We start from the raw sequence: 19415 nt of genomic DNA, 5'->3' as shown, positions 1-19415 counted from the left end.
TTTCATGAGTGGATATGCTAAAGCAAAAAAAAAACTGCTTGTGGTCACGACTGTCCCGGAGACATTGAGCACTATTCTGAAGGGGCAGCCCGCCTTTCTTGCTCGACATTTTGATTTGCGACTTGCTACCTCTCTAGGTGATGAGGTCATCCTGATCACTTCTAATGAAGGACTTGAGCTAAGTATTGTGCCGATGGTGCGGGGTATCAGCCCTGTTCGTGATCTGCTCTCCGTCATGCGGATGATTGTTCTGCTGCGTCAGATGCGACCTGACGCCGTTCATTCCTATACCCCCAAGGCTGGCTTGGTGACAATGATTGCCGCATGGCTCTGTCGCGTGCCGGTCCGGATCCACACGTTCACCGGGCTGATTTTTCCCACAGCCTCGGGTGCAAAGCAGAAACTGCTGATCTGGATCGACAGGCTGATCTGCGCTTGTGCCACGCGTGTCGTTCCCGAGGGGCAGGGTGTTGCGCAGGATCTACGCCGTTTCGGTATTACCCACAAGCCTCTGCAGGTCATCGGCTCCGGAAATATCGCGGGGGTCGACACGGCCTATTTCAACCCGGCAGACACACACTCAGTTGAGCGTGCCCAGACGCTGCGTAGCGCATTGGGTATTGCGGACTCTGCATTCGTGTTCTGTTTTGTTGGTCGCTTGAACCGCGATAAAGGCTTGTTGGAGTTGGTGCGTGCCTTTGAGCAGTTGGACGGCGGGCAACTGTTGCTCGTCGGCGCTCATGATCAGACCGCGCCACTCGACGCGCGGACCAGGCAAGTCCTGGATGAGCATCCGCGTATCCATCATGTGGGCTTCCAAGAAGATATCCGGGCTGCCTTGTTGAGCGCCGATGTGTTGGTGCTGCCCAGCTATCGGGAAGGGTTTCCGAATGTGCTGTTGCAAGCTGGATCCATGTCATTACCTGTGATCGCCAGCGATATAAACGGCTGCAACGAGATCGTTACACCTAGTCTTAATGGATGGTTGGTTCCTGCTCGAGACAGCGAGGCTTTGCGCTTGGCGATGCAGGTGGCAATGGAAACATCGGAAGAGGGCCTGATTGCCATGGGGCAAGAGGCGCGCTTGAACGTAAAGGCGTGTTTCGAGCAGGAGGCGCATTGGCAGCGTATGGTCGAGTTTTATCAGGGTGAGTTGAGTCGTGAAGCGTCTGTTTGATCTCGTTTGCTCTGCATTTGGGTTGTTATTGCTTTCACCGGTGTTGGTGGTCGTCGCCTTGATGATTCGTCAGCGCTTGGGCAGTCCGGTGCTGTTCCGTCAGGTTCGTCCAGGCCTGAATGGGCGCCCATTCGAGATGATCAAGTTTCGTACCATGCTGGATGCAGTCGATACTCAGGGTAATTCGCTTCCCGATGCCGAACGGATGACGCCATTTGGACGCTTTCTCAGGTCTACCAGTCTCGACGAGTTGCCTGAGCTGTGGAATGTGCTCAAGGGCGATATGAGCCTGGTTGGTCCACGCCCACTGCTGATGGAGTACCTACCCCTCTACAATGAGCGGCAAGCTCGCCGTCACGAAGTTCGGCCAGGGGTGACGGGCTGGGCACAGGTCAACGGGCGTAATGCGCTGGGCTGGCCCGAGAAGTTCGAGTTGGACATGTGGTACGTAGAGAATCGATCTCTGCGGTTGGATATACGGATCATTTTCCTGACCATTCGCAAGGTCTTCATTCGCGAAGGCATCAGCGCGGATGGCGAGGCAACCATGGCCAAGTTCACGGGAAAGGAATGATGAAGCGTCTCGCTATCCTCGGTGCCAGTGGTCACGGCAAGGTCGTGGCGGATACTGCAGAGCTCTGTGGGTGGCAGCGTCTCTCTTTCTTCGACGATGCCTGGCCAACCCTTTTGCACAATGGTGAATGGGCGGTAGAGGGCAATACCGCGGCGTTGCTGGAGAGCCTGTCTGATTTCGATGGTGTATTGGTCGCTATTGGCCAAAACGATGTACGACTTGCCAAGGTACTTGAGCTGCAGGCAGCAGGTGCACGTATTGCCACGCTGATCCACCCGCTGGCCTGCATAAGCCGCTATGCATCGTTGCGTGAGGGGTGTGTGGTCTTCGCTGGAGCGGTGGTCAATGCCTACGCGAAGGTGGGCACGGCAACTATTATCAATACCGGCAGCAGTGTGGACCATGACTGCGAGTTGGCCGCTGCGGTACACATCAGTCCGGGTGCGCACCTGGCTGGTGGCGTTCAGGTGGGTGAAGCGACCTGGATTGGTATTGGTGCCTGCGTGCGTCAGTCGATTCGCATCGGGCGTGGAGTAATGATCGGTGCCGGTGCAGCCGTCGTAGCCGATATACCGGATGGCTATACTGCTGTCGGAGTGCCGGCCCGCCTGGTGCAGCTCTGAAAGCGAAGTGCCTGCGTTTGCAACGCTCCATCAAAAACGGCTCGGCATACTTATGTACAACTCGTAAACTTTAAAAACCCCGGTCAGCATTCCGTTTTTTGAACTTGAACTGGGCTCCTCGCTGGCTTTCGTAGCGTACTTGTTGCGTGTTTCCTAGGTGTCAGCCTTTCATTTCGTTTTTGCAGGATTGCCGTTGTGCTCAATACACCCTTCGCTCCATGGCCCAGCTTTTCTGAAGAAGAAGCCAATGCGACCCGTGATGTGATTCTTTCGAATAAGGTCAATTACTGGACGGGTCAGCATTGTCGCGAGTTCGAGAAGGAATTCGCGGCCTGGGTAGGCGTTGAGTATGCGATAGCTCTGGCCAACGGTACCGTAGCTTTGGACGTGGCATTAAAGGCGCTCGGCGTGGGCGCTGGGGATGAGGTCGTGGTGACATCACGAACCTTCCTGGCTTCGGCTTCGTCCATTGTCAATGCGGGCGCGGTTCCGGTTTTCGCCGATGTCGATCGCGACTCCCAGAACGTCACAGTCGATAGTATTGCCGCGGTACTGACGGTTCGTACACGAGCCATCATTTGCGTTCATCTGGCTGGATGGCCGTGTGACATGGACCCCATCATGTCGCTTGCGGAGCAGCACGGCCTGTTCGTTATCGAGGATTGTGCGCAGGCGCATGGCGCAAGTTACAAGGGGCGAGCGGTTGGTTCGATTGGTCATGTTGGCGCTTGGTCGTTCTGCCAGGACAAGATCATGACTACGGGTGGCGAGGGAGGAATGGTGACCACCAACGATCGCAGCCTCTGGTCGAGCATATGGTCGTTCAAGGATCACGGAAAATCCTGGGAAGCGGTGTACGAGCGGGAGCACGCACCGGGCTTTCGCTGGCTGCATGAAAGTTTCGGTACCAACTGGCGCATGCTGGAAGTACAAGCTGCAATCGGACGTATCCAATTGCAGCGGATGCCGGCTTGGCAGGCTGCTCGGCTTGGCAATGCCCAGCGTATATGGGAGACCGCCGCGAATGTGCGCGGGCTTCGTGTACCGGCCGTGCCGAGTGACGTCGTACACGCTGCTTATAAATGTTATGTCTTTATCGAAGCAGAGAAGCTTAAGGCTGACTGGAGTCGGGATCGTGTGCTCGGCGAGATCGGTAAGCTGGGCGTTCCCTGTTTTTCGGGTAGCTGTTCAGAGGTCTATCTTGAAAAGGCCTTCGACGGGACGGGCTGGCGGCCAGAGCATCGACTACCGATCGCACGTGAGCTCGGAGAAACGAGCTTGATGTTCATGGTCCATCCGACCCTTGCAAGTGCTGATGTATCGAAGACATGCGACGCCCTGACCGCCGTTATGGCGCAGGCAGTTCAATGATTTGGACTGCGGCGTTGTGGTGTGTACGTAGGTCGATGTACCGCTTGATGGGAGACCTCCTTTGAAGGTATCGACCACTGTTCGGGAGCGGTTGCTAGGGCTTTCTCGCGGATACAAGCGTCTGCTGCAAGTGTGCGCTGACATATTCCTGCTCTGGCTGGCGTTGTGGCTGTCATTCGCCATGCGACTGGGCATGAGCAACTCGGTCAGCCCATTGGGCGATCACATCTGGCTTTTCCTCAGTGCTCCAGTGATCGCCATTCCCATCTTTATCAGGCTGGGTATGTACCGTGCCGTCATGCGTTACTTCGGCAATGATGCACTGCTGACTATTCTCAAGGCCGTCACCCTTTCGATGCTCGGGTGGGCTCTATTCGTGTATTGGTACCGTGACCCAGGCATGCTGGTTCCCCGGTCCATGGTGTTCATCTATTGGTGTCTCACACTGATTTTGGTGGGAAGTTTACGCTTGGTCATGCGCCAGTATTTTCTTGGCGACTGGTACGTAGGCGTGGAGCAGATGCCGTTCGTGAGCGCTTCCAAGTCTCATCCCCGCGTTGCCATATACGGTGCCGGTGCTGCTGGCAATCAGCTGGCAGCGGCGCTGCGACTAGGGCGTGCCATGCGACCGGTTGCGTTCGTCGACGATGATGAAAGTATCGCGTCCCGTGAGATCGCTGGTCTTCGCGTCTATAAGCCCAAAAACATCGAGGCGATGATCCGGCAAACCGGTGCAGAGGAAATTCTGCTGGCGATCCCGTCTGCATCCCGGTCACGTCGCCGAGAAATCCTCGAGTCGCTGGAGCCATATCCATTACACGTGCGCACTATTCCCGGCTTCATGGACCTGGCCAGCGGCAGGGTCAAGGTGAATGATCTGCAGGACGTCGACATCGTCGACCTGCTCGGGCGCGATGCTGTGCCGCCGCGCAAGGAGTTGTTCGAGCGCTGTATTCATGGGCAGGTAGTCTTGGTGACGGGGGCTGGTGGTTCCATCGGCTCGGAGCTGTGCCGGCAGATTCTGGCTTCAGGCGCCACCACGCTGGTGCTGTTCGAGCACAGCGAATTCAATCTGTATGGCATTCAGACCGAGCTCGAAGAGCGCATTCGCCGCGATTCGTTGCCAATCCGGTTGATCGGCATCCTGGGTAGTATCCGCAACCGCGAACGGCTTCTCGATGTGATGCGTACCTGGAAGGTGCAGACGGTCTATCACGCGGCGGCTTACAAGCATGTGCCCATCGTTGAGCACAACATTGCCGAGGGTGTGCTCAACAACGTGTTCGGGACGCTGCAAACCGCGCAGGCGGCGGTGAAGGCGGGTGTGCGTCACTTCGTGCTGATCTCGACCGACAAGGCTGTCAGGCCGACCAATGTGATGGGCAGCACCAAGCGTCTGGCGGAAATGGTGCTGCAGGCGCTCGCTCGCGAGTCGGCGCCAGTGCTGATGACTGACGAAGTGGGTGTGCCGCAGGTCAGCCAGACGCGTTTCACCATGGTGCGCTTCGGCAATGTGCTGGGCTCATCCGGCTCGGTGATTCCGTTGTTTCGTGAGCAGATCAAGCGCGGTGGGCCGGTGACGGTCACGCATCCGAACATTACTCGTTACTTCATGACCATTCCCGAGGCGGCGCAACTGGTGATCCAGGCAGGCTCGATGGGGCAGGGTGGCGATGTGTTCGTGCTGGACATGGGGCAGCCTGTACGAATCGTCGAATTGGCAGAAAAGATGATTCACCTCTCTGGACTGAGTCTGCGTGATGAAGATTCGCCCGGCGGTGACATTGCCATCGAATTCACTGGTCTGCGTCCAGGGGAAAAACTCTATGAAGAGCTGCTGATTGGCGAGAACGTCAGCCCGACCGATCACTCGATGATCATGCGGGCGGATGAGGAGCATCTGCCTTGGGAGGTGCTGAAAGGTGTCCTTGGCGAGTTGTTCCTGGCGGTTGAGCGCGATGACTACGACACGGTGCGCAGGATGCTTCGGCAAACAGTGAGTGGATACAGCCCGGAAGGTGAGATCGTCGACTGGATACATGTGCAGCAGCGCACAGATCGGTAGGGCGGCTTTGACAGTGGGTATTGGCTGGCTATTGTCTGTTACGTGACAAACGGAATGTCACATGGAATCCACTAAGGAGCTGCAAATGCCGAAACTCAAGTTGTCTTCCCTGTTGTTTGCCTGCCTTGCCAGTCTCTCCGTCGCTGTCTCGGCAGCGGAACCCGTCAAACCCAAAGCCCAACCTATCGTTAGCGAGCAGCAGGCTGCTCAAGCGTCGACAGTGAACATCAATACTGCCGATGCAGAAACGTTGCAGGGCGAGCTGAATGGTATCGGTAAAGTAAAAGCCGAAGCCATCATCGAACACCGCACGGCCAATGGTCCGTTTGCTTCTGTGGATGAGTTGCTCGAAGTGAAGGGTATCGGTGCGGCCACTCTGGAGAAGAACCGCGATCGACTGAGCGTCAACTGAAGTCAGTTTCGTTCGCAGAATGAAAGCCGGCCTTGCGCCGGCTTTTTTGTGCTCGACGTATTCGCTTTCGAGCTTTTCTCTGTGCAATAAAAAAGCCCCAGCAGTGCTGGGGCTTTGAATTTGGCTCCGCGACCTGGACTCGAACCAGGGACCCAATGATTAACAGTCATTTGCTCTACCGACTGAGCTATCGCGGAACTGCGGTGCGTATCCTACTGATTAAAAAGGGGAAGTCAATACTTCCCAGTTATCTCAGAGAACCTGTGCGATGGCCTTGGTCACGGCATCCAGATTGTTGCGGTTCAGTGCGGCGACGCAGATGCGGCCGGTGCCGACAGCGTAGATGCCGAACTCCGTTTTCAGGCGTTCGACTTGCTCCTGAGTCAGGCCCGAGTAGGAGAACATGCCCCGCTGGCGGGCGACGAAGCTGAAGTCGCGCTTGGCGCCCAGTGCCGCCAGTTGATCCACCATGGCGATGCGCATGCTACGGATCCGCTCACGCATCTCAGCCAACTCGGCTTCCCACAGTGCGCGCAGTTCCGGGTTGTTCAGCACGCTGGCGACCACGGTTGCGCCGTGGGTCGGTGGGTTGGAGTAGTTGGTGCGAATCACACGCTTGACCTGCGAGAGCACGCGGCCAGCTTCTTCCTTGGAGCCGGTGACGATCGACAGGGCGCCGACACGCTCGCCATACAGCGAGAATGACTTGGAGAACGAACTGGAGACGAAGAAGGTCACGCCAGCGTCGGCGAACAGCCTGACCGCAGCGGCGTCCTGTTCGATGCCGTCACCGAAGCCCTGGTAGGCGATGTCGAGGAAGGGCACGTGTTCGCGCTCGCGCAGTATGTCCAGCACCGCTTTCCAGTCGTCCAGGGACAGGTCGACACCGGTTGGGTTATGGCAGCAGGCGTGCAGCACGACGACCGAGCGGGCCGGCAGGTTTTTCAGGTCTTCCAGCATGCCGCTGCGGTTGATGCCGTGGTTGGCGGCATCGTAGTAGCGGTAGTTCTGTACTGGAAAGCCGGCGCTTTCGAACAGGGCGCGATGGTTTTCCCAGCTCGGGTCGCTGATGGCGACGACGGCGTCGGGCAGCAGGCGTTTGAGGAAGTCTGCGCCAGTTTTCAGCGCGCCAGTGCCGCCCACGGCCTGGGTGGTGATCACGCGGCCGGCGGCGATCAGCTCGGAGTCGGCACCGAGCAACAGTTTCTGTACGGCGCTGTCATACACAGCGATACCCTCGATCGGCAGATAGCCACGCGGCGCATGCGCCTCGATGCGTGCCTTCTCGGCTTCGGCCACGGCGCGCAGCAGAGGAATTCGGCCCTCTTCGTTGTAATACACCCCCACACCCAGGTTGACCTTGGTGCTTCGGGTATCGGCAGCAAAGGCTTCATTCAGGCCCAGGATCGGGTCGCGCGGCGCCATTTCGACGGCAGAGAACAGACTCATGATGCGGCAGCTCGGAGATGAGAGTGGGGGATTGGCAACGTCCGCGCGGACTGCGCTAGGGGTTGCGTGAGGCGGTCGGTATTATAGCGGCCAAGGTTGCATGCGGCGATATCGCGCGCGTGCTTTATTGCTAGCTGAGACGCCCGTGGCAGCGGCGCGTCACAGCGGTCGAGAGGTCGTTCATGTCGCAGTTTCAGCTTGTCACCCGATTCAAGCCGGCCGGCGATCAACCGGAGGCCATCCGGCAGATGGTCGAAGGCCTGGAGGCGGGCCTGTCGCACCAGACGCTGCTCGGCGTAACCGGCTCGGGCAAGACCTTCAGCATCGCCAACGTGATTGCCCAGATCCAGCGCCCGACGCTGGTGTTGGCGCCGAACAAGACCCTCGCTGCGCAGCTTTACGGCGAGTTCAAGAGTTTCTTCCCGAACAACGCGGTGGAGTACTTCGTTTCCTACTACGACTACTACCAGCCCGAAGCCTACGTGCCGTCGTCCGATACCTTCATCGAGAAGGATGCCTCGATCAACGACCACATCGAGCAGATGCGCCTGTCGGCGACCAAGGCGCTGCTCGAACGCCCGGATGCGATCATCGTCACCACCGTGTCGTGTATCTACGGCCTGGGTAGCCCCGAGAGCTACCTGAAAATGGTTCTGCACGTGGATCGCGGCGACAAGATGGATCAGCGCGCCCTGCTGCGCCGGCTGGCGGACCTGCAGTACACGCGCAACGACATGGATTTCGCTCGCGCCACCTTCCGGGTGCGCGGCGATGTGATCGACATCTTCCCGGCCGAGTCAGACCTGGAGGCGATTCGCATCGAGCTGTTCGACGACGAAGTGGAAAGCCTGTCGGCCTTCGATCCGCTGACCGGCGAGGTCATCCGCAAGCTGCCGCGTTTCACCTTCTACCCCAAGAGCCACTACGTCACCCCGCGCGAGACCCTGTTGGAAGCGGTGGAGCACATCAAGGTCGAACTCAAGGAGCGCCTGGATTACCTGCGGGCCAACAACAAGCTGGTCGAGGCGCAGCGCCTGGAGCAGCGCACGCGCTTCGACCTGGAAATGATCCTCGAGCTGGGCTACTGCAACGGCATCGAAAACTACTCGCGCTACCTGTCCGGGCGCGGTCCGGGCGAGCCGCCGCCGACCCTGTACGACTACCTGCCCGATGAAGCGCTTCTGGTCATCGACGAGTCCCACGTTTCGGTGCCGCAGGTCGGCGCGATGTTCAAGGGCGACCGTTCGCGCAAGGAAACCCTGGTGGAGTACGGTTTCCGCCTGCCATCGGCGCTGGACAACCGGCCGATGCGTTTCGAGGAGTGGGAGGCGGCCAGCCCGCAGACCATCTTCGTCTCCGCCACGCCAGGCCCGTACGAGGCCGATCACGCTGGGCGGGTGATTGAGCAGGTGGTGCGTCCGACCGGGCTGGTCGATCCGCAGATCGAAGTGCGCCCGGCGCGTACCCAGGTCGATGACCTGCTGTCGGAGATCACCAAGCGCGTCGCCCTGGAGGAGCGGGTGTTGGTGACCACGCTGACCAAGCGTATGTCCGAAGACCTCACCGACTACCTCGCCGACCACGGAGTCAAGGTGCGCTACCTGCACTCGGACATCGACACGGTCGAGCGTGTGGAGATTATTCGCGACCTGCGTACTGGGGCGTTCGACGTGCTGGTTGGGATCAACCTGCTGCGTGAGGGCCTGGACATGCCCGAGGTGTCGCTGGTGGCGATCCTCGATGCGGACAAGGAAGGCTTCCTGCGTTCCGAGCGCTCGCTGATCCAGACCATCGGCCGCGCGGCGCGCAACCTCAATGGCCGGGCGATCCTCTACGCCGACCGCATCACCGGCTCGATGGAGCGGGCGATCGGCGAGACCGAGCGTCGCCGCGACAAGCAGATCGCCTTCAACGAGGCCAATGGCATCGTGCCCAAAGGTGTGAAGAAGGACATTCAGGACATCCTTGAAGGCGCCACGGTGCCTGGTTCGCGCAGCAACAAGCGCAAGGGCATGGCCAAGGCGGCGGAAGAGAATGCACGCTACGAGGCCGAGCTGCGCTCGCCGAGCGAGATCACCAAGCGCATCCGTCAGCTCGAGGAGAAGATGTACCAGCTGGCCCGGGACCTGGAGTTCGAGGCCGCGGCGCAGATGCGCGACGAGATCCAGAAGCTGCGCGACCGTTTGCTACAGGTGTGATCAAGCCGCATACAGGGTGGGCTGCAGCCCGCTCTGCATGTGGCGTCAACGGCGGCCAAAGACGATCAGCGATACGCCGATCAGGATCGCTGCACAGGCCATCGCCGCATCCGTGGTCAACTGTTCGTCGAGCAGCAGGTAGCCGAGCAGCAGTGCCACCACCGGGTTGACGAAGGCGAAGGTCGACACCAGGCTCGGGCGGACTTCGCGCAGCAGCCAGAAGTAGGCCGGGTAGACGCCGAGGCTGACTGGCAGCACCAGGTACGCCAGCCAGAGCCACCCGGTGCCGGACAGCGAACCCAGGTGCAGGCTCTGCCAGTTGCCCTGGAAGGCGGCGATCACGGCGAGGATCAGCGCGCCGGTGAGCATCTGCAGGGACAGGCCCAGTGCACTGGAGCGAAACGGCGCGCGCCGGCGCAGCCACCAGGCGCCGATTGCCCACAGCAGCGTGGCGCCCAGCACCAGCGCCCCGGACAGCCACTGCAGCGGCCCAGCACCGTGGCCCAGGCCGTTGCCCATCAGCAGCACGATGCCCGCCACCGACACCGCCAGCCCCAGCAGCACCCACAGCGGTGGGCGTTCGCCCAGCAACCATTCCAGCGCCACGCTCCACAGCGGCAGCGTGGTGTAGAGCATCGCCAGCATGCCGGTGGGCAGGTGCAGGTTGGCGTAGATCAGCGCGCCCTGGCCGACCGCAATGAGTAGGACGCCGCCGATCAGCGCGCCTCCGATGTCGCTGCGCTGCAGGCGCAGTTCGCCGCGGGCGATCACCCAGGCCAGCGCCAGCAGCCCGGCCAGCAGGAAGCGCAGGGTGCCGATGATGAAGGGTGGCAGTTCGCGCAGCAGGAAATGGTTGGCCAGGTAGGTGGTGCCCCAGCCGATGTAGATGACCAGGAAAGCCCCGATCAGCAGCAGCGAACGGGTGCGGGTGGCGGAGGTGGGCATTGCTTGACCTTGCAGATGGCCACCGCGCTCGTGACGCAGTGACCGACTTTTAGTGGGCAGCGCCGCCGGTGGTTCCCGGTGGCAGTGCGCGAGTCAGGAGCACGGCAATCATGCTGATGCCGAGCGCCAGTCCGACGAAATGGAAGGCGTCATTGTAGGCCATGATGCTGGCCTGCTGATGGACGATCTCGCTCAGTTTGCCGAGTGCCGCCTGCGAGCTGCCGAGTTGTTCGGTGAGTTGCGCGAGGCGCTCGTCGACCTGCGGGTTACCGGGCACCACGGCTTCGCGCAGGTAGTCGAAGTAGGTCTTGGTGCGGCTGTCGAGCAGGGTCGCGAGCAGGGCGATGCCGATGGCACCGCCGAGGTTGCGCAGGATGTTGAACAGGCTGGAGGCTGAGCCGGCGTCCTGGGCCTGGATGTACGCAGTGGCGATCAGCGATACGGTGACCATGATCATCGGCTGGCCGAGGGCGCGGATGATCTGGATGTGATTGAACTGCTCGCCAGCGAAGTCCGGGTTGAGCACGCCCGAGGCGAAGCTGGAGAAGCCGAACAGGCCAAAACCCAGCGCGCAGAGCAGCTTGGGCGGGATGACCTTCATCAGCATCGGTACCAGCGGGATGATGAACAGCTGCGGCAGGCCCATCCACATGATCACTTCGCCGATCTGCAGGGCGTTGTAGTTCTGGATCTGTGCCAGGTACAGCGGCAGCAGGTAGATCGAGCCATACAAGCCCAGCCCCATGCCCAGGCTGGCGATGCTGGTCAGGCCGAAGTTGCGTTCACGCAGGATGCGCAGGTTGATCAGCGGGTTGTCCCGCGAGAACTGCAGGATGACGAATACGCACAGGCTGACCACGGCGATAGAGCCGAGGCCGACGATCAGGCTCGACTCCAACCAGTCCTTGCGGTGGCCTTCCTCGAGAAACACCTGCAGGCAGCCCAGGCCCATGCCGAGGGTGACGATGCCAGCGTAGTCGGTGCTCTTGAGCAGTTCCCAGTTGGGTTTCTTCTTCTCCAGCCCGTACATCAGGCCGGCGATCATCAGCAGGCCGGGCGGCACATTGATATAGAAGATGTATTCCCAGCCCCAGTTCTCGGTCAGCCAGCCGCCCAGGGTTGGTCCGATGGACGGGGCGAAGGTGGCGGTGATGGCGAACAGGGCCATGCCCTTGGCGCGCTGACTTTCCGGCAACTTGATCAGGGTCAGGGTGAACGCCAGGGGAATCAGCGCGCCGCCGGTGAAGCCCTGCAGGGCGCGGAACACGATCATGCTCTCCAGGTTCCAGGCGAACGAGCAGAGCAGGGAGGAGGCGAGGAAGCCCAGCGACACCCATACCGCCAGGCGCCGCGCGGAGAGCAGCTGCACCAGCCAGGCGGTCAGCGGGATCATGATGATCTCGGCTACCAGATAGGAGGTGGAGATCCACGAGCCTTCTTCCAGCGTCGCCGACAGCGCGCCCTGGATGTCCTTCAGCGAAGAGTTGGTGATCTGGATGTCCAGTACTGCCATGAAGGCGCCAAGCATGGCGCTCATCACGGCGATCCAGTCGCGCCGGCTGGGTTCGCCAACCGGGCGGATCAGCGAGTCACCGCTCATTGCGGATGTCGACATTGACCTCGACCGACATGCCCGGGCGGATCTTGCCCTTGAGCGGGTTGTCCGCGGCGAAGGTCAGCTTCACCGGGATGCGCTGCACCACCTTGGTGAAGTTGCCGGTGGCGTTGTCCGGCGGCAGCAGGCTGAACTGCGCACCGGAAGCGGCGAACAGGCTTTCGATGGTGGCGTCGATCGGGCTGTCCGGGTAAGCGTCGAAGACCAGTTCGGCATGTTGGCCGGCCTGCATGCGGCCGATCTGGGTTTCCTTGAAATTGGCCTGCACCCAGATGTCATCGTTGGGCACGATCGACAGCAGGTAGGCGCCGGCCTGCACCACCTGGCCGTTGCGTGCGGAGCGCTGGCCGACGATACCGCTGATCGGTGCGTGGATCTGCGTGCGCTGCAGGTTGAGCTCGGCCTGGGCGATGTCGGCGCGGGCATTGGCGATCTGCGCGTCGAGGCGCTTGATCTCGGCGTTCAGTGCGGCAACCTGCTGGCGTTGGGCGCTGAGGTCGGCCTCGGCCTTGGCCACTTGCGAGCGGGCCACACGGCTGTCGGCGGACAGGGTGGTAACGCGTTCTTCGGAAACATAACCCGGCTTGCGCAGCGCCTGGGCACGGGACAGGTCGATCTGCGTGCGGTTGAGTGTGGCCTGGCTGGCGCCGACATCGGCCTGGCTCGAGGCAATCAGACTGCCTTGCTGGCTCAGGCGGCTCTGCGCCTGGTCCAGCTCGGCTTCGCGGGTGGCGAGCGCGGCGCGGGCACGGTCGAGGGCCAGCTGGAAGTCTGCCGACTCGAGCACGGCGAGCAGCTGGCCTTTTTCCACGGACTGGTTGTCGTGCACCAGTACCTGGTCGATGCGCGCACCGAGCTGGCTCGACACGCGGGTGATCTCACCCTGGACATAGGCATTGTCGGTGCTTTCGTGAAAACGTCCGACCAGCAGCCAGTGGGCGAAGAACGCGGCGATGATGAGGACGAGAAGGACGACGAAGATCGACAGGCGGCGTTGCAGTTGGGCGGACATGAAGGTGCTCGAACGGCGGGCAAAGTGTAAGCAAATCTAACAGTGTTGCCTGGAAGTATGTAGCCGGTAGAATCGCCAAACTTTGTTGCTTATGAGGAACAATCATGGGGCTGGATGATGCGTTGATCTTCACCCGCGTGGTCGAGTTCCACAGTTTCACCCAGGCCGCGCAGAGCCTGGGCATGCAGAAGTCCACGGTCAGCCGGCGCATCGCCCTGCTCGAGGAGCGCCTGGGGGTGCGCCTGCTCAACCGCACCACACGCAAATTGCGCCTGACCGAGGTGGGCCAGGCCTACTACGAGCGCTGTCGGCAGATCATGCTCGACTTCGCCGAGGCCGAGCAGGCTGTGATGCAGTTGCAGCAGGAACCGTCGGGATTGTTGCGCATCACCGCGCCCATCGAGTTCGGCCAGCTGTTTCTCGGCAGTGTGCTGGGGCAGTTCATGCGCCAGTACCCGCAGATCAGCGCCGAGGTCGAGTTGACCTCGCGCGATGTCGACCCGGTGGAGGAGGGCGTGGACATCGCCATCGTCGTCGGCCAGCCGCATGACTCGACCCTGATCGCGCGCAAGCTGTTCGAGAGTGGCCGCCGCCTGTGTGCCAGCCCCGAATACTTGGCGTTGCATGGCACGCCGCGGCGCAGCGAGGAGCTGGTCTCGCATCGCGCCATCCTCCTGCCGCAGGACCCGCCACGCTACTGGCCGCTGCTCGGCGAGCAGATCGCCTGTCAGCGGGTGATGTCCTGCAACAACATCACCCTGGCCCGCGAAGCGGCGCTGGCGGGGGCGGGCATTGCCGGCCTGCCGTTGATGATTTCCGAGGCGGCGGTACAGAGTGGGCGCTTGGTCGAGTTGCTGCCGGCGGCGCAACTGCCGGTTGGTGAGCTGTATGCGGTCTACCCGTCACGGCGCTTTCAGGCGATGAAGGTGAAAACCTTCCTCGACTTCCTCATGGCCAGCCTGCCGAGCCCCGCGCAACTGGAGACCACGGCCGCCGGCCTGTTAACATCGCGCCCTTGATCCAATTCCCTTGCCCCGAGACTTGTCATGACCAAAGTCCGCACCCGCATTGCGCCGTCGCCTACTGGTGACCCGCACGTCGGTACTGCCTATATAGCTCTGTTCAACCTGTGTTTCGCCCGCCAGCACGGCGGCGAGTTCATCCTGCGCATCGAGGACACCGATCAGCTGCGTTCGACCCGTGAGTCGGAGCAGCAGATCTATGACGCCCTGCGCTGGTTGGGTATCGAGTGGAACGAAGGCCCGGACGTCGGCGGGCCGCACGGGCCGTATCGGCAGAGCGAGCGCGGCGCGATCTACAAGAAGTACTCGGACGAACTGGTCAGCAAGGGCCATGCATTCCCGTGCTTCTGCAGTGCCGAACGTCTCGATCAGGTGCGGGCCGAACAGGCTGCGCGCAAGGAAACCCAGCGCTACGACGGCCACTGCATGCACATCTCCGCGGATGTCGCCGAGCAGCGCGTCGCGGCTGGCGAGTCCCATGTGGTGCGCATGAAGGTGCCGAGCGAGGGTGTCTGCGTGGTGCCGGACATGCTGCGTGGCGACGTCGAGATCCCGTGGGATCGCATGGACATGCAGGTGCTGATGAAGGCCGATGGCCTGCCCACCTATTTCCTCGCCAACGTCGTCGACGACCACCTGATGGAAATCACCCACGTCCTGCGCGGCGAGGAGTGGCTGCCCTCGGCGCCGAAGCTGATCAAGCTGTACGAGTACTTCGGCTGGGAGCAGCCCAAGCTCTGCTACATGCCGCTGCTGCGCAATCCGGACAAGAGCAAGCTGTCCAAGCGCAAGAACCCGACCTGCATCACCTTCTACGAGCGCATGGGCTACATGCCCGAGGCGCTGCTCAACTACCTGGGTCGCATGGGCTGGTCGATGCCGGATGAGCGCGAGAAGTTCTCCCTGGCCGAAATGATCGAGCACTTCGACCTGTCGCGCATCTCGCTCGGCGGGCCGATCTTCGACGTGGAGAAGCTGTCCTGGCTCAATGGTCAGTGGCTGCGTGAGCTGCCGGTCGAGCAGTTCGCAGCGCGCGTGCAGCAGTGGGCGTTCAATTCGCAGTACCTGATGCAGATCGCGCCACACGTGCAACAGCGTGTCGAGACCTTCAGCGACATCGCGCCGCTTGGCAGTTTCTTCTTCAGTGGTGGCGTGCAGCTCGACGCCAAGCTGCTGGAGCACAAGAAGCTGAGCCCGGATCAGGTGCGCCAGGCACTGCAGCTGGTGCTGTGGGAGCTGGAGGCGCTGCGCCAGTGGGACAAGGAAAAGATCACCGCGAGCATCCAGTTCGTCTGCGAGGGCCTGGGCCTGAAGCTGCGTGATCTGATGCCGCTGATGTTCCCGGCGATCACCGGCAAATCCAGCTCGGTGTCGGTGCTCGACGCCATGGAGATTCTCGGTGCCGACCTCTCGCGTTTCCGCCTGCGCCAGGCCATCGAGTTGGTGGGGGGGGTCAGCAATGGCGAGAGCAAGGAGTGGAAGAAGCTGCTGGAAAGCTTCCGCTGATCCAGTGCTCTTCGGTAAGTGGTTGTTCTTGTGGATAAAAGATTCAACCACGGCGGAAAAATTGTGTTGACAGCCTACAGCTCGGCACCTAATATGCGCCCCGTCGTTAAGACGGGGCTATAGCTCAGCTGGGAGAGCGCTTGCATGGCATGCAAGAGGTCAACGGTTCGATCCCGTTTAGCTCCACCAAATTGCCACCGAACGAATTCCAGCTCGTTCGTGTAAATGAAGGTTTTGTCCCCTTCGTCTAGTGGCCTAGGACACCGCCCTTTCACGGCGGTAACAGGGGTTCGAGTCCCCTAGGGGACGCCATTCATGCAGTGCTTGCACTGCTCGTCGAGAGACGCTAAATCCGGGGCTATAGCTCAGCTGGGAGAGCGCTTGCATGGCATGCAAGAGGTCAACGGTTCGATCCCGTTTAGCTCCACCAATTCCACTCAAGGCCAGCTCGCTGCTGGCCTTGTTGTTCGAAGGTTTCGTCCCCTTCGTCTAGTGGCCTAGGACACCGCCCTTTCACGGCGGTAACAGGGGTTCGAGTCCCCTAGGGGACGCCATTTTTATTCCGCGTTTTGCGGGCTTAAGGGGTCATTCCTAGCGGAATGGCCCTTTTGTTTTTCCGCTGTCCAAAACCCTCTCGCCCGCGTCCGTATGCGGCGTCCTTTACCCTGTCGTTTCGATTGCGCGCCTCTAGCCGGTACACTGCAGCTCTTGAATACGGCGAGCGGCCTGGCTGCGTCTGGTGTGCTTCGTCGGACGATCTCGCCGTCACAGCTGACATTGCGCGCCGCGGGTTGTCCGAAGCTGCGTTGACTGGACGGATTCGCCTGGCTGGCCGGGTGTGGATATTTTGCAGGGGGACGATGACATGAGCCTGACGATGGATGTGGTGCTGCAGCGGGCGCGCCCGGTGTTGCCGGTGCTGGTGATCGAAGACAACGCGCTGGCGGTCGACCTGGCCCAGGCGCTGTTCGCTGGCGGGGTGCGGGTGCTTGAGGTGACCCTGCGCACGCCGCGGGCGCTGGATGCCCTGGCGGCGATCCGGGCGGCCCTGCCGGAGCTGCTGGTGGGCGCCGGTACGCTGATCCACACCGAGCAGTTCCTCGAGGCCCGCGATGCCGGTGCCCAGTTCGCCGTTAGCCCAGGGTGCACCGAGCGCCTGGCCGCCGCTGCCGAGGATTCCGGGCTGCCCTACCTGCCGGGCGTGATGACCCCGTCGGAAGTGCTGCTGGCGCTTGAATACGGCTACCGTTCGCTGAAGTTGTTCCCGGCCAATGGCAACACCAGCGTGAAGATGCTCAAGAGCTTCAAGGGGCCGTTCACCGGCATCCGTTTCTGCCCGACCGGCGGCGTTACGCCGGACAACCTGCTGAGCTTCCTGCGCTTGCCGAACGTGGCCTGCGTCGGCGGTACCTGGATCGCCCCGGACAACCTGATTCGTGCGCGCGCCTGGGACCAGATCACCCAGCTGGCCGCCGAAGCCGTTGCGCTGGGCGCCAGCCAGGATGTGCAGCCGTGACCTGGGATCTCGCTACCCCATTCGTCATCGACCTGAGCGTCACTGCCGACGATATCGACGGCCTCGGCCACGCCAACAACGCGGTCTACGTCAGTTGGCTGGAGCGTTGCGCCTGGCGGCATTCGCAGAGCCTCGGTCTGGACCTGGCCGAGTACCGGCGCCTAGATCGGGCGATGGCGGTGGTGCGTCACGAGATCGATTACCTGGCCAGCGCCTACGAAGGCGAGGCGCTGCAACTGGCCACCTGGATCATCGAGTCCGACCAGCGCCTGAAGATGACCCGGCATTTCCAGTTGGTGCGCCCCAGTGATGCCTGCACGCTACTGCGTGCAAGAACCACCTTCGTCTGCATCGAACTGTCCACAGGCAAGCCCAAGCGCATGCCGGTGGAGTTCATCGAGGGTTACGGCCAGGCGTTGCTCGAACCTAGCGCGTAGCGCTTATTCCGACAACGGGGCGAGGAAAGCCTGGCCCGGTTCGACGGTGATGGCGAACTGACGGGTCTGCCCTGGCTCGATCAGCACCGACTGCGGCGTGCCCGGGCCCAGGCCGCCGCAATAACCCGCCTGCGAGATCGAGACCGCCAGGCTCAGGTCGCCGGCGGGTACGTCCAGGCTCAGGGTTTCGCCTGGCGCCACTTTACCGACCACCACTTGGTTGATGTACAGCTCGACATCGCAGGCATTCGGCGCGCTTTCGTCACGCATGACCACCAGCCGCGCCGGTGAGTCCGGCGCCGGTTCGTTGGGCGTCAGCTGGGGCACCGGGATGGTGATTTCCGCCACTGCCATGGGGCAGGCGAGGCACAGGGCAAGCAGCAGGGGCAAGCGCATGGCGGTAGTCCTTTCGTCAGTCGCAGGTCCCCAATGGACCTTGCCGGCCCGCGGGTAATTCCGCCGATCTGCCGCAGCGCTTAGACTACGCGCCCTTTTTCCGGATACCCGTACCCATGCAGATCGCCTTGGCGCCCATGGAAGGCCTGGTCGACGAGATTCTTCGCGACGTGCTGACTCGTGTCGGTGGCATCGACTGGTGCGTGACCGAGTTCATCCGCGTCAGCGACCGGCTGCTGCCGGCCAGCCACTTCCGCAAGCTGGCACCCGAGCTGGGCAGTGCGTCGCGTACCCGCAGCGGCACGCCGGTGCGGGTACAACTGCTTGGTTCCGATCCGGTGTGCCTGGCCGAGAATGCCGCCTATGCCTGCGAGCTGGGTGCGCCGGTGATCGATCTCAACTTCGGTTGCCCGGCAAAGACGGTGAACAAGTCGCGTGGCGGTGCGGTCTTGCTCAAGGAGCCGGAGCTGCTCCACGCCATCCTCAGCGAGGTGCGCCGCGCCGTGCCGCGGGAAATTCCGGTGACCGCGAAGATGCGCCTGGGCTTCGACAGTCCCGATGGCGCGCTGGATTGTGCCCGTGCCCTGGTGGACGGCGGTGCGGCGCAGCTGGTGGTGCATGCGCGGACCAAGACCGATGGCTACAAGCCGCCGGCGCACTGGGAGTGGGTGGCGCGCGTGCAGGAGGCGGTGGCGGTTCCGGTCTACGCCAACGGCGAGGTGTGGAGCCTGGAGGACTGGCGGCGTTGCCGCGAGGTCAGTGGTGTGGAGGACATCATGCTTGGTCGCGGGCTGGTCTCGCGTCCGGACCTCGCCCGGCAGATCGCCGCTGCGCAGGCGAGGCAGCCGGTGGCGCCGATGACCTGGGAAGAATTCCTGCCGCTGCTGCAGGACTTCTGGCTGCAGGCGCGCGGCAAGATCGCCCCGCGCTACGCCCCGGGTCGGCTCAAGCAATGGCGGGCGATGCTCACGCGCAGCTACCCGGAAGCGATCGCGCTGTTCGCGGCGATGCGTCGTGAGAACGATTGCGCGCAGATCGATGCCTTGCTCGGCCTGCAGACCGCCAGTCGCACGCCGTCTGATGCGCTCTGCGCCTGA

At 61.8% G+C, this 19415-nt stretch carries 17 protein-coding genes and 5 tRNA genes; 16 read left to right on the top strand and 6 right to left on the bottom strand.

Annotation, left to right across the window (positions count from 1 at the left end):
• The first annotated feature begins 4 nt into the window (after positions 1-4).
• The 6 genes from IB229_RS16665 (at position 5) to IB229_RS16640 (ending at position 6222) form a co-directional block, all read left to right on the top strand.
• A complete protein-coding gene (locus tag IB229_RS16665; protein ID WP_192330981.1) occupies positions 5-1177 on the top strand; it encodes a glycosyltransferase family 4 protein in 1173 nt (390 codons plus the stop codon).
• Positions 1161-1751, top strand: coding sequence for a sugar transferase (locus IB229_RS16660; protein ID WP_192330980.1), 591 nt, complete (start codon positions 1161-1163; stop codon positions 1749-1751). Before IB229_RS16665 ends, IB229_RS16660 begins: the two co-directional genes overlap by 17 nt.
• Entirely contained in the window at positions 1751-2374 is a 624-nt protein-coding gene (locus tag IB229_RS16655) for an acetyltransferase (RefSeq protein ID WP_192331599.1), read from the top strand. The genes IB229_RS16660 and IB229_RS16655 overlap by 1 nt, the downstream gene beginning before the upstream one ends.
• Positions 2375-2569: 195 nt before the next feature.
• On the top strand, positions 2570-3745 hold the full coding sequence (locus tag IB229_RS16650) for a DegT/DnrJ/EryC1/StrS family aminotransferase (protein ID WP_192330979.1): 1176 nt from the start codon (positions 2570-2572) through the stop codon (positions 3743-3745).
• Between the two features lie 61 nt (positions 3746-3806).
• Positions 3807-5810, top strand: a complete 2004-nt coding sequence (locus IB229_RS16645; protein WP_192330977.1) for a polysaccharide biosynthesis protein — start codon at positions 3807-3809, stop codon at positions 5808-5810.
• 85 nt (positions 5811-5895) lie between these two features.
• The gene (locus IB229_RS16640) at positions 5896-6222 is read left to right on the top strand and encodes a ComEA family DNA-binding protein (protein WP_192330975.1); all 327 of its coding nucleotides are present in this window, start codon (positions 5896-5898) and stop codon (positions 6220-6222) included.
• 121 nt (positions 6223-6343) lie between these two features.
• Here the strand turns inward: IB229_RS16640 and IB229_RS16635 are convergent.
• Positions 6344-6419, bottom strand: a tRNA-Asn gene (locus IB229_RS16635).
• 55 nt (positions 6420-6474) lie between these two features.
• On the bottom strand, positions 6475-7671 hold the full coding sequence (locus tag IB229_RS16630) for an amino acid aminotransferase (protein WP_192330973.1): 1197 nt from the start codon (positions 7669-7671) through the stop codon (positions 6475-6477).
• Between the two features lie 182 nt (positions 7672-7853).
• On the opposite strand from IB229_RS16630, the gene uvrB reads away from it, so the two are divergent.
• On the top strand, positions 7854-9869 hold the full coding sequence (uvrB, locus tag IB229_RS16625; RefSeq protein ID WP_192330972.1) for an excinuclease ABC subunit UvrB: 2016 nt from the start codon (positions 7854-7856) through the stop codon (positions 9867-9869).
• Between the two features lie 45 nt (positions 9870-9914).
• Here the strand turns inward: uvrB and IB229_RS16620 are convergent, their stop codons facing one another.
• From IB229_RS16620 to IB229_RS16610, 3 genes are read right to left on the bottom strand one after another with little or no spacing between them, the layout of a single operon-like run.
• Positions 9915-10814, bottom strand: coding sequence for an EamA family transporter (locus IB229_RS16620; protein ID WP_192330971.1), 900 nt, complete (start codon positions 10812-10814; stop codon positions 9915-9917).
• A gap of 49 nt (positions 10815-10863) precedes the next feature.
• On the bottom strand, positions 10864-12354 hold the full coding sequence (locus tag IB229_RS16615; RefSeq protein WP_192331598.1) for an MDR family MFS transporter: 1491 nt from the start codon (positions 12352-12354) through the stop codon (positions 10864-10866).
• Positions 12355-12403: 49 nt separating this feature from the next.
• Positions 12404-13441 carry an HlyD family secretion protein gene (locus IB229_RS16610; RefSeq protein ID WP_192330970.1) on the bottom strand — a complete coding sequence of 346 codons (1038 nt, stop codon included), beginning with the start codon at positions 13439-13441 and terminating at the stop codon, positions 12404-12406.
• Between the two features lie 104 nt (positions 13442-13545).
• On the opposite strand from IB229_RS16610, the gene IB229_RS16605 reads away from it, so the two are divergent.
• The 8 genes from IB229_RS16605 (at position 13546) to IB229_RS16570 (ending at position 17922) form a co-directional block, all read left to right on the top strand.
• Positions 13546-14460 (top strand): LysR family transcriptional regulator, encoded by a 915-nt coding sequence (locus IB229_RS16605; protein ID WP_192330969.1) that lies wholly within the window; start codon positions 13546-13548, stop codon positions 14458-14460.
• 27 nt (positions 14461-14487) lie between these two features.
• The gene (gene gltX / locus IB229_RS16600) at positions 14488-15969 is read left to right on the top strand and encodes a glutamate--tRNA ligase (protein ID WP_192330968.1); all 1482 of its coding nucleotides are present in this window, start codon (positions 14488-14490) and stop codon (positions 15967-15969) included.
• Positions 15970-16082: 113 nt separating this feature from the next.
• Positions 16083-16158, top strand: a tRNA-Ala gene (locus tag IB229_RS16595).
• A 47-nt stretch (positions 16159-16205) separates the two neighbouring features.
• Positions 16206-16281 (top strand) — tRNA-Glu (locus IB229_RS16590).
• A 42-nt stretch (positions 16282-16323) separates the two neighbouring features.
• Positions 16324-16399: transfer RNA gene (locus tag IB229_RS16585), tRNA-Ala, on the top strand.
• 48 nt (positions 16400-16447) lie between these two features.
• Positions 16448-16523: transfer RNA gene (locus IB229_RS16580), tRNA-Glu, on the top strand.
• Positions 16524-16834: 311 nt separating this feature from the next.
• The gene (locus IB229_RS16575; RefSeq protein ID WP_192330967.1) at positions 16835-17485 is read left to right on the top strand and encodes a bifunctional 4-hydroxy-2-oxoglutarate aldolase/2-dehydro-3-deoxy-phosphogluconate aldolase; all 651 of its coding nucleotides are present in this window, start codon (positions 16835-16837) and stop codon (positions 17483-17485) included.
• On the top strand, positions 17482-17922 hold the full coding sequence (locus IB229_RS16570; RefSeq protein ID WP_192330965.1) for an acyl-CoA thioesterase: 441 nt from the start codon (positions 17482-17484) through the stop codon (positions 17920-17922). Before IB229_RS16575 ends, IB229_RS16570 begins: the two co-directional genes overlap by 4 nt.
• A 3-nt stretch (positions 17923-17925) precedes the next feature.
• Here the strand turns inward: IB229_RS16570 and IB229_RS16565 are convergent, their stop codons facing one another.
• Positions 17926-18318 (bottom strand): hypothetical protein, encoded by a 393-nt coding sequence (locus tag IB229_RS16565; protein ID WP_192330963.1) that lies wholly within the window; start codon positions 18316-18318, stop codon positions 17926-17928.
• Between the two features lie 116 nt (positions 18319-18434).
• Between IB229_RS16565 and IB229_RS16560 the strand changes: the two genes are divergently transcribed.
• The gene (locus tag IB229_RS16560; RefSeq protein ID WP_192330961.1) at positions 18435-19415 is read left to right on the top strand and encodes a tRNA dihydrouridine synthase; all 981 of its coding nucleotides are present in this window, start codon (positions 18435-18437) and stop codon (positions 19413-19415) included.

This window comes from Pseudomonas sp. PDM14 (assembly GCF_014851905.1).
In the GTDB taxonomy this organism is placed as follows: domain Bacteria; phylum Pseudomonadota; class Gammaproteobacteria; order Pseudomonadales; family Pseudomonadaceae; genus Aquipseudomonas.
This window is presented reverse-complemented; position numbering and strand designations above follow the sequence as displayed.

Coding starts and splice junctions, on each gene's coding strand:
- IB229_RS16665 (WP_192330981.1), top strand. CDS start 5: ATGAGTGGATATGCTAAAGCAAAAAAAAAACTGCTTGTGGTCACGACT.
- IB229_RS16655 (WP_192331599.1), top strand. CDS start 1,751: ATGAAGCGTCTCGCTATCCTCGGTGCCAGTGGTCACGGCAAGGTCGTG.
- IB229_RS16640 (WP_192330975.1), top strand. CDS start 5,896: ATGCCGAAACTCAAGTTGTCTTCCCTGTTGTTTGCCTGCCTTGCCAGT.
- IB229_RS16630 (WP_192330973.1), bottom strand. CDS start 7,671: ATGAGTCTGTTCTCTGCCGTCGAAATGGCGCCGCGCGACCCGATCCTG.
- uvrB (WP_192330972.1), top strand. CDS start 7,854: ATGTCGCAGTTTCAGCTTGTCACCCGATTCAAGCCGGCCGGCGATCAA.
- IB229_RS16620 (WP_192330971.1), bottom strand. CDS start 10,814: ATGCCCACCTCCGCCACCCGCACCCGTTCGCTGCTGCTGATCGGGGCT.
- IB229_RS16610 (WP_192330970.1), bottom strand. CDS start 13,441: ATGTCCGCCCAACTGCAACGCCGCCTGTCGATCTTCGTCGTCCTTCTC.
- IB229_RS16605 (WP_192330969.1), top strand. CDS start 13,546: ATGGGGCTGGATGATGCGTTGATCTTCACCCGCGTGGTCGAGTTCCAC.
- gltX (WP_192330968.1), top strand. CDS start 14,488: ATGACCAAAGTCCGCACCCGCATTGCGCCGTCGCCTACTGGTGACCCG.
- IB229_RS16575 (WP_192330967.1), top strand. CDS start 16,835: ATGAGCCTGACGATGGATGTGGTGCTGCAGCGGGCGCGCCCGGTGTTG.
- IB229_RS16565 (WP_192330963.1), bottom strand. CDS start 18,318: ATGCGCTTGCCCCTGCTGCTTGCCCTGTGCCTCGCCTGCCCCATGGCA.
- IB229_RS16560 (WP_192330961.1), top strand. CDS start 18,435: ATGCAGATCGCCTTGGCGCCCATGGAAGGCCTGGTCGACGAGATTCTT.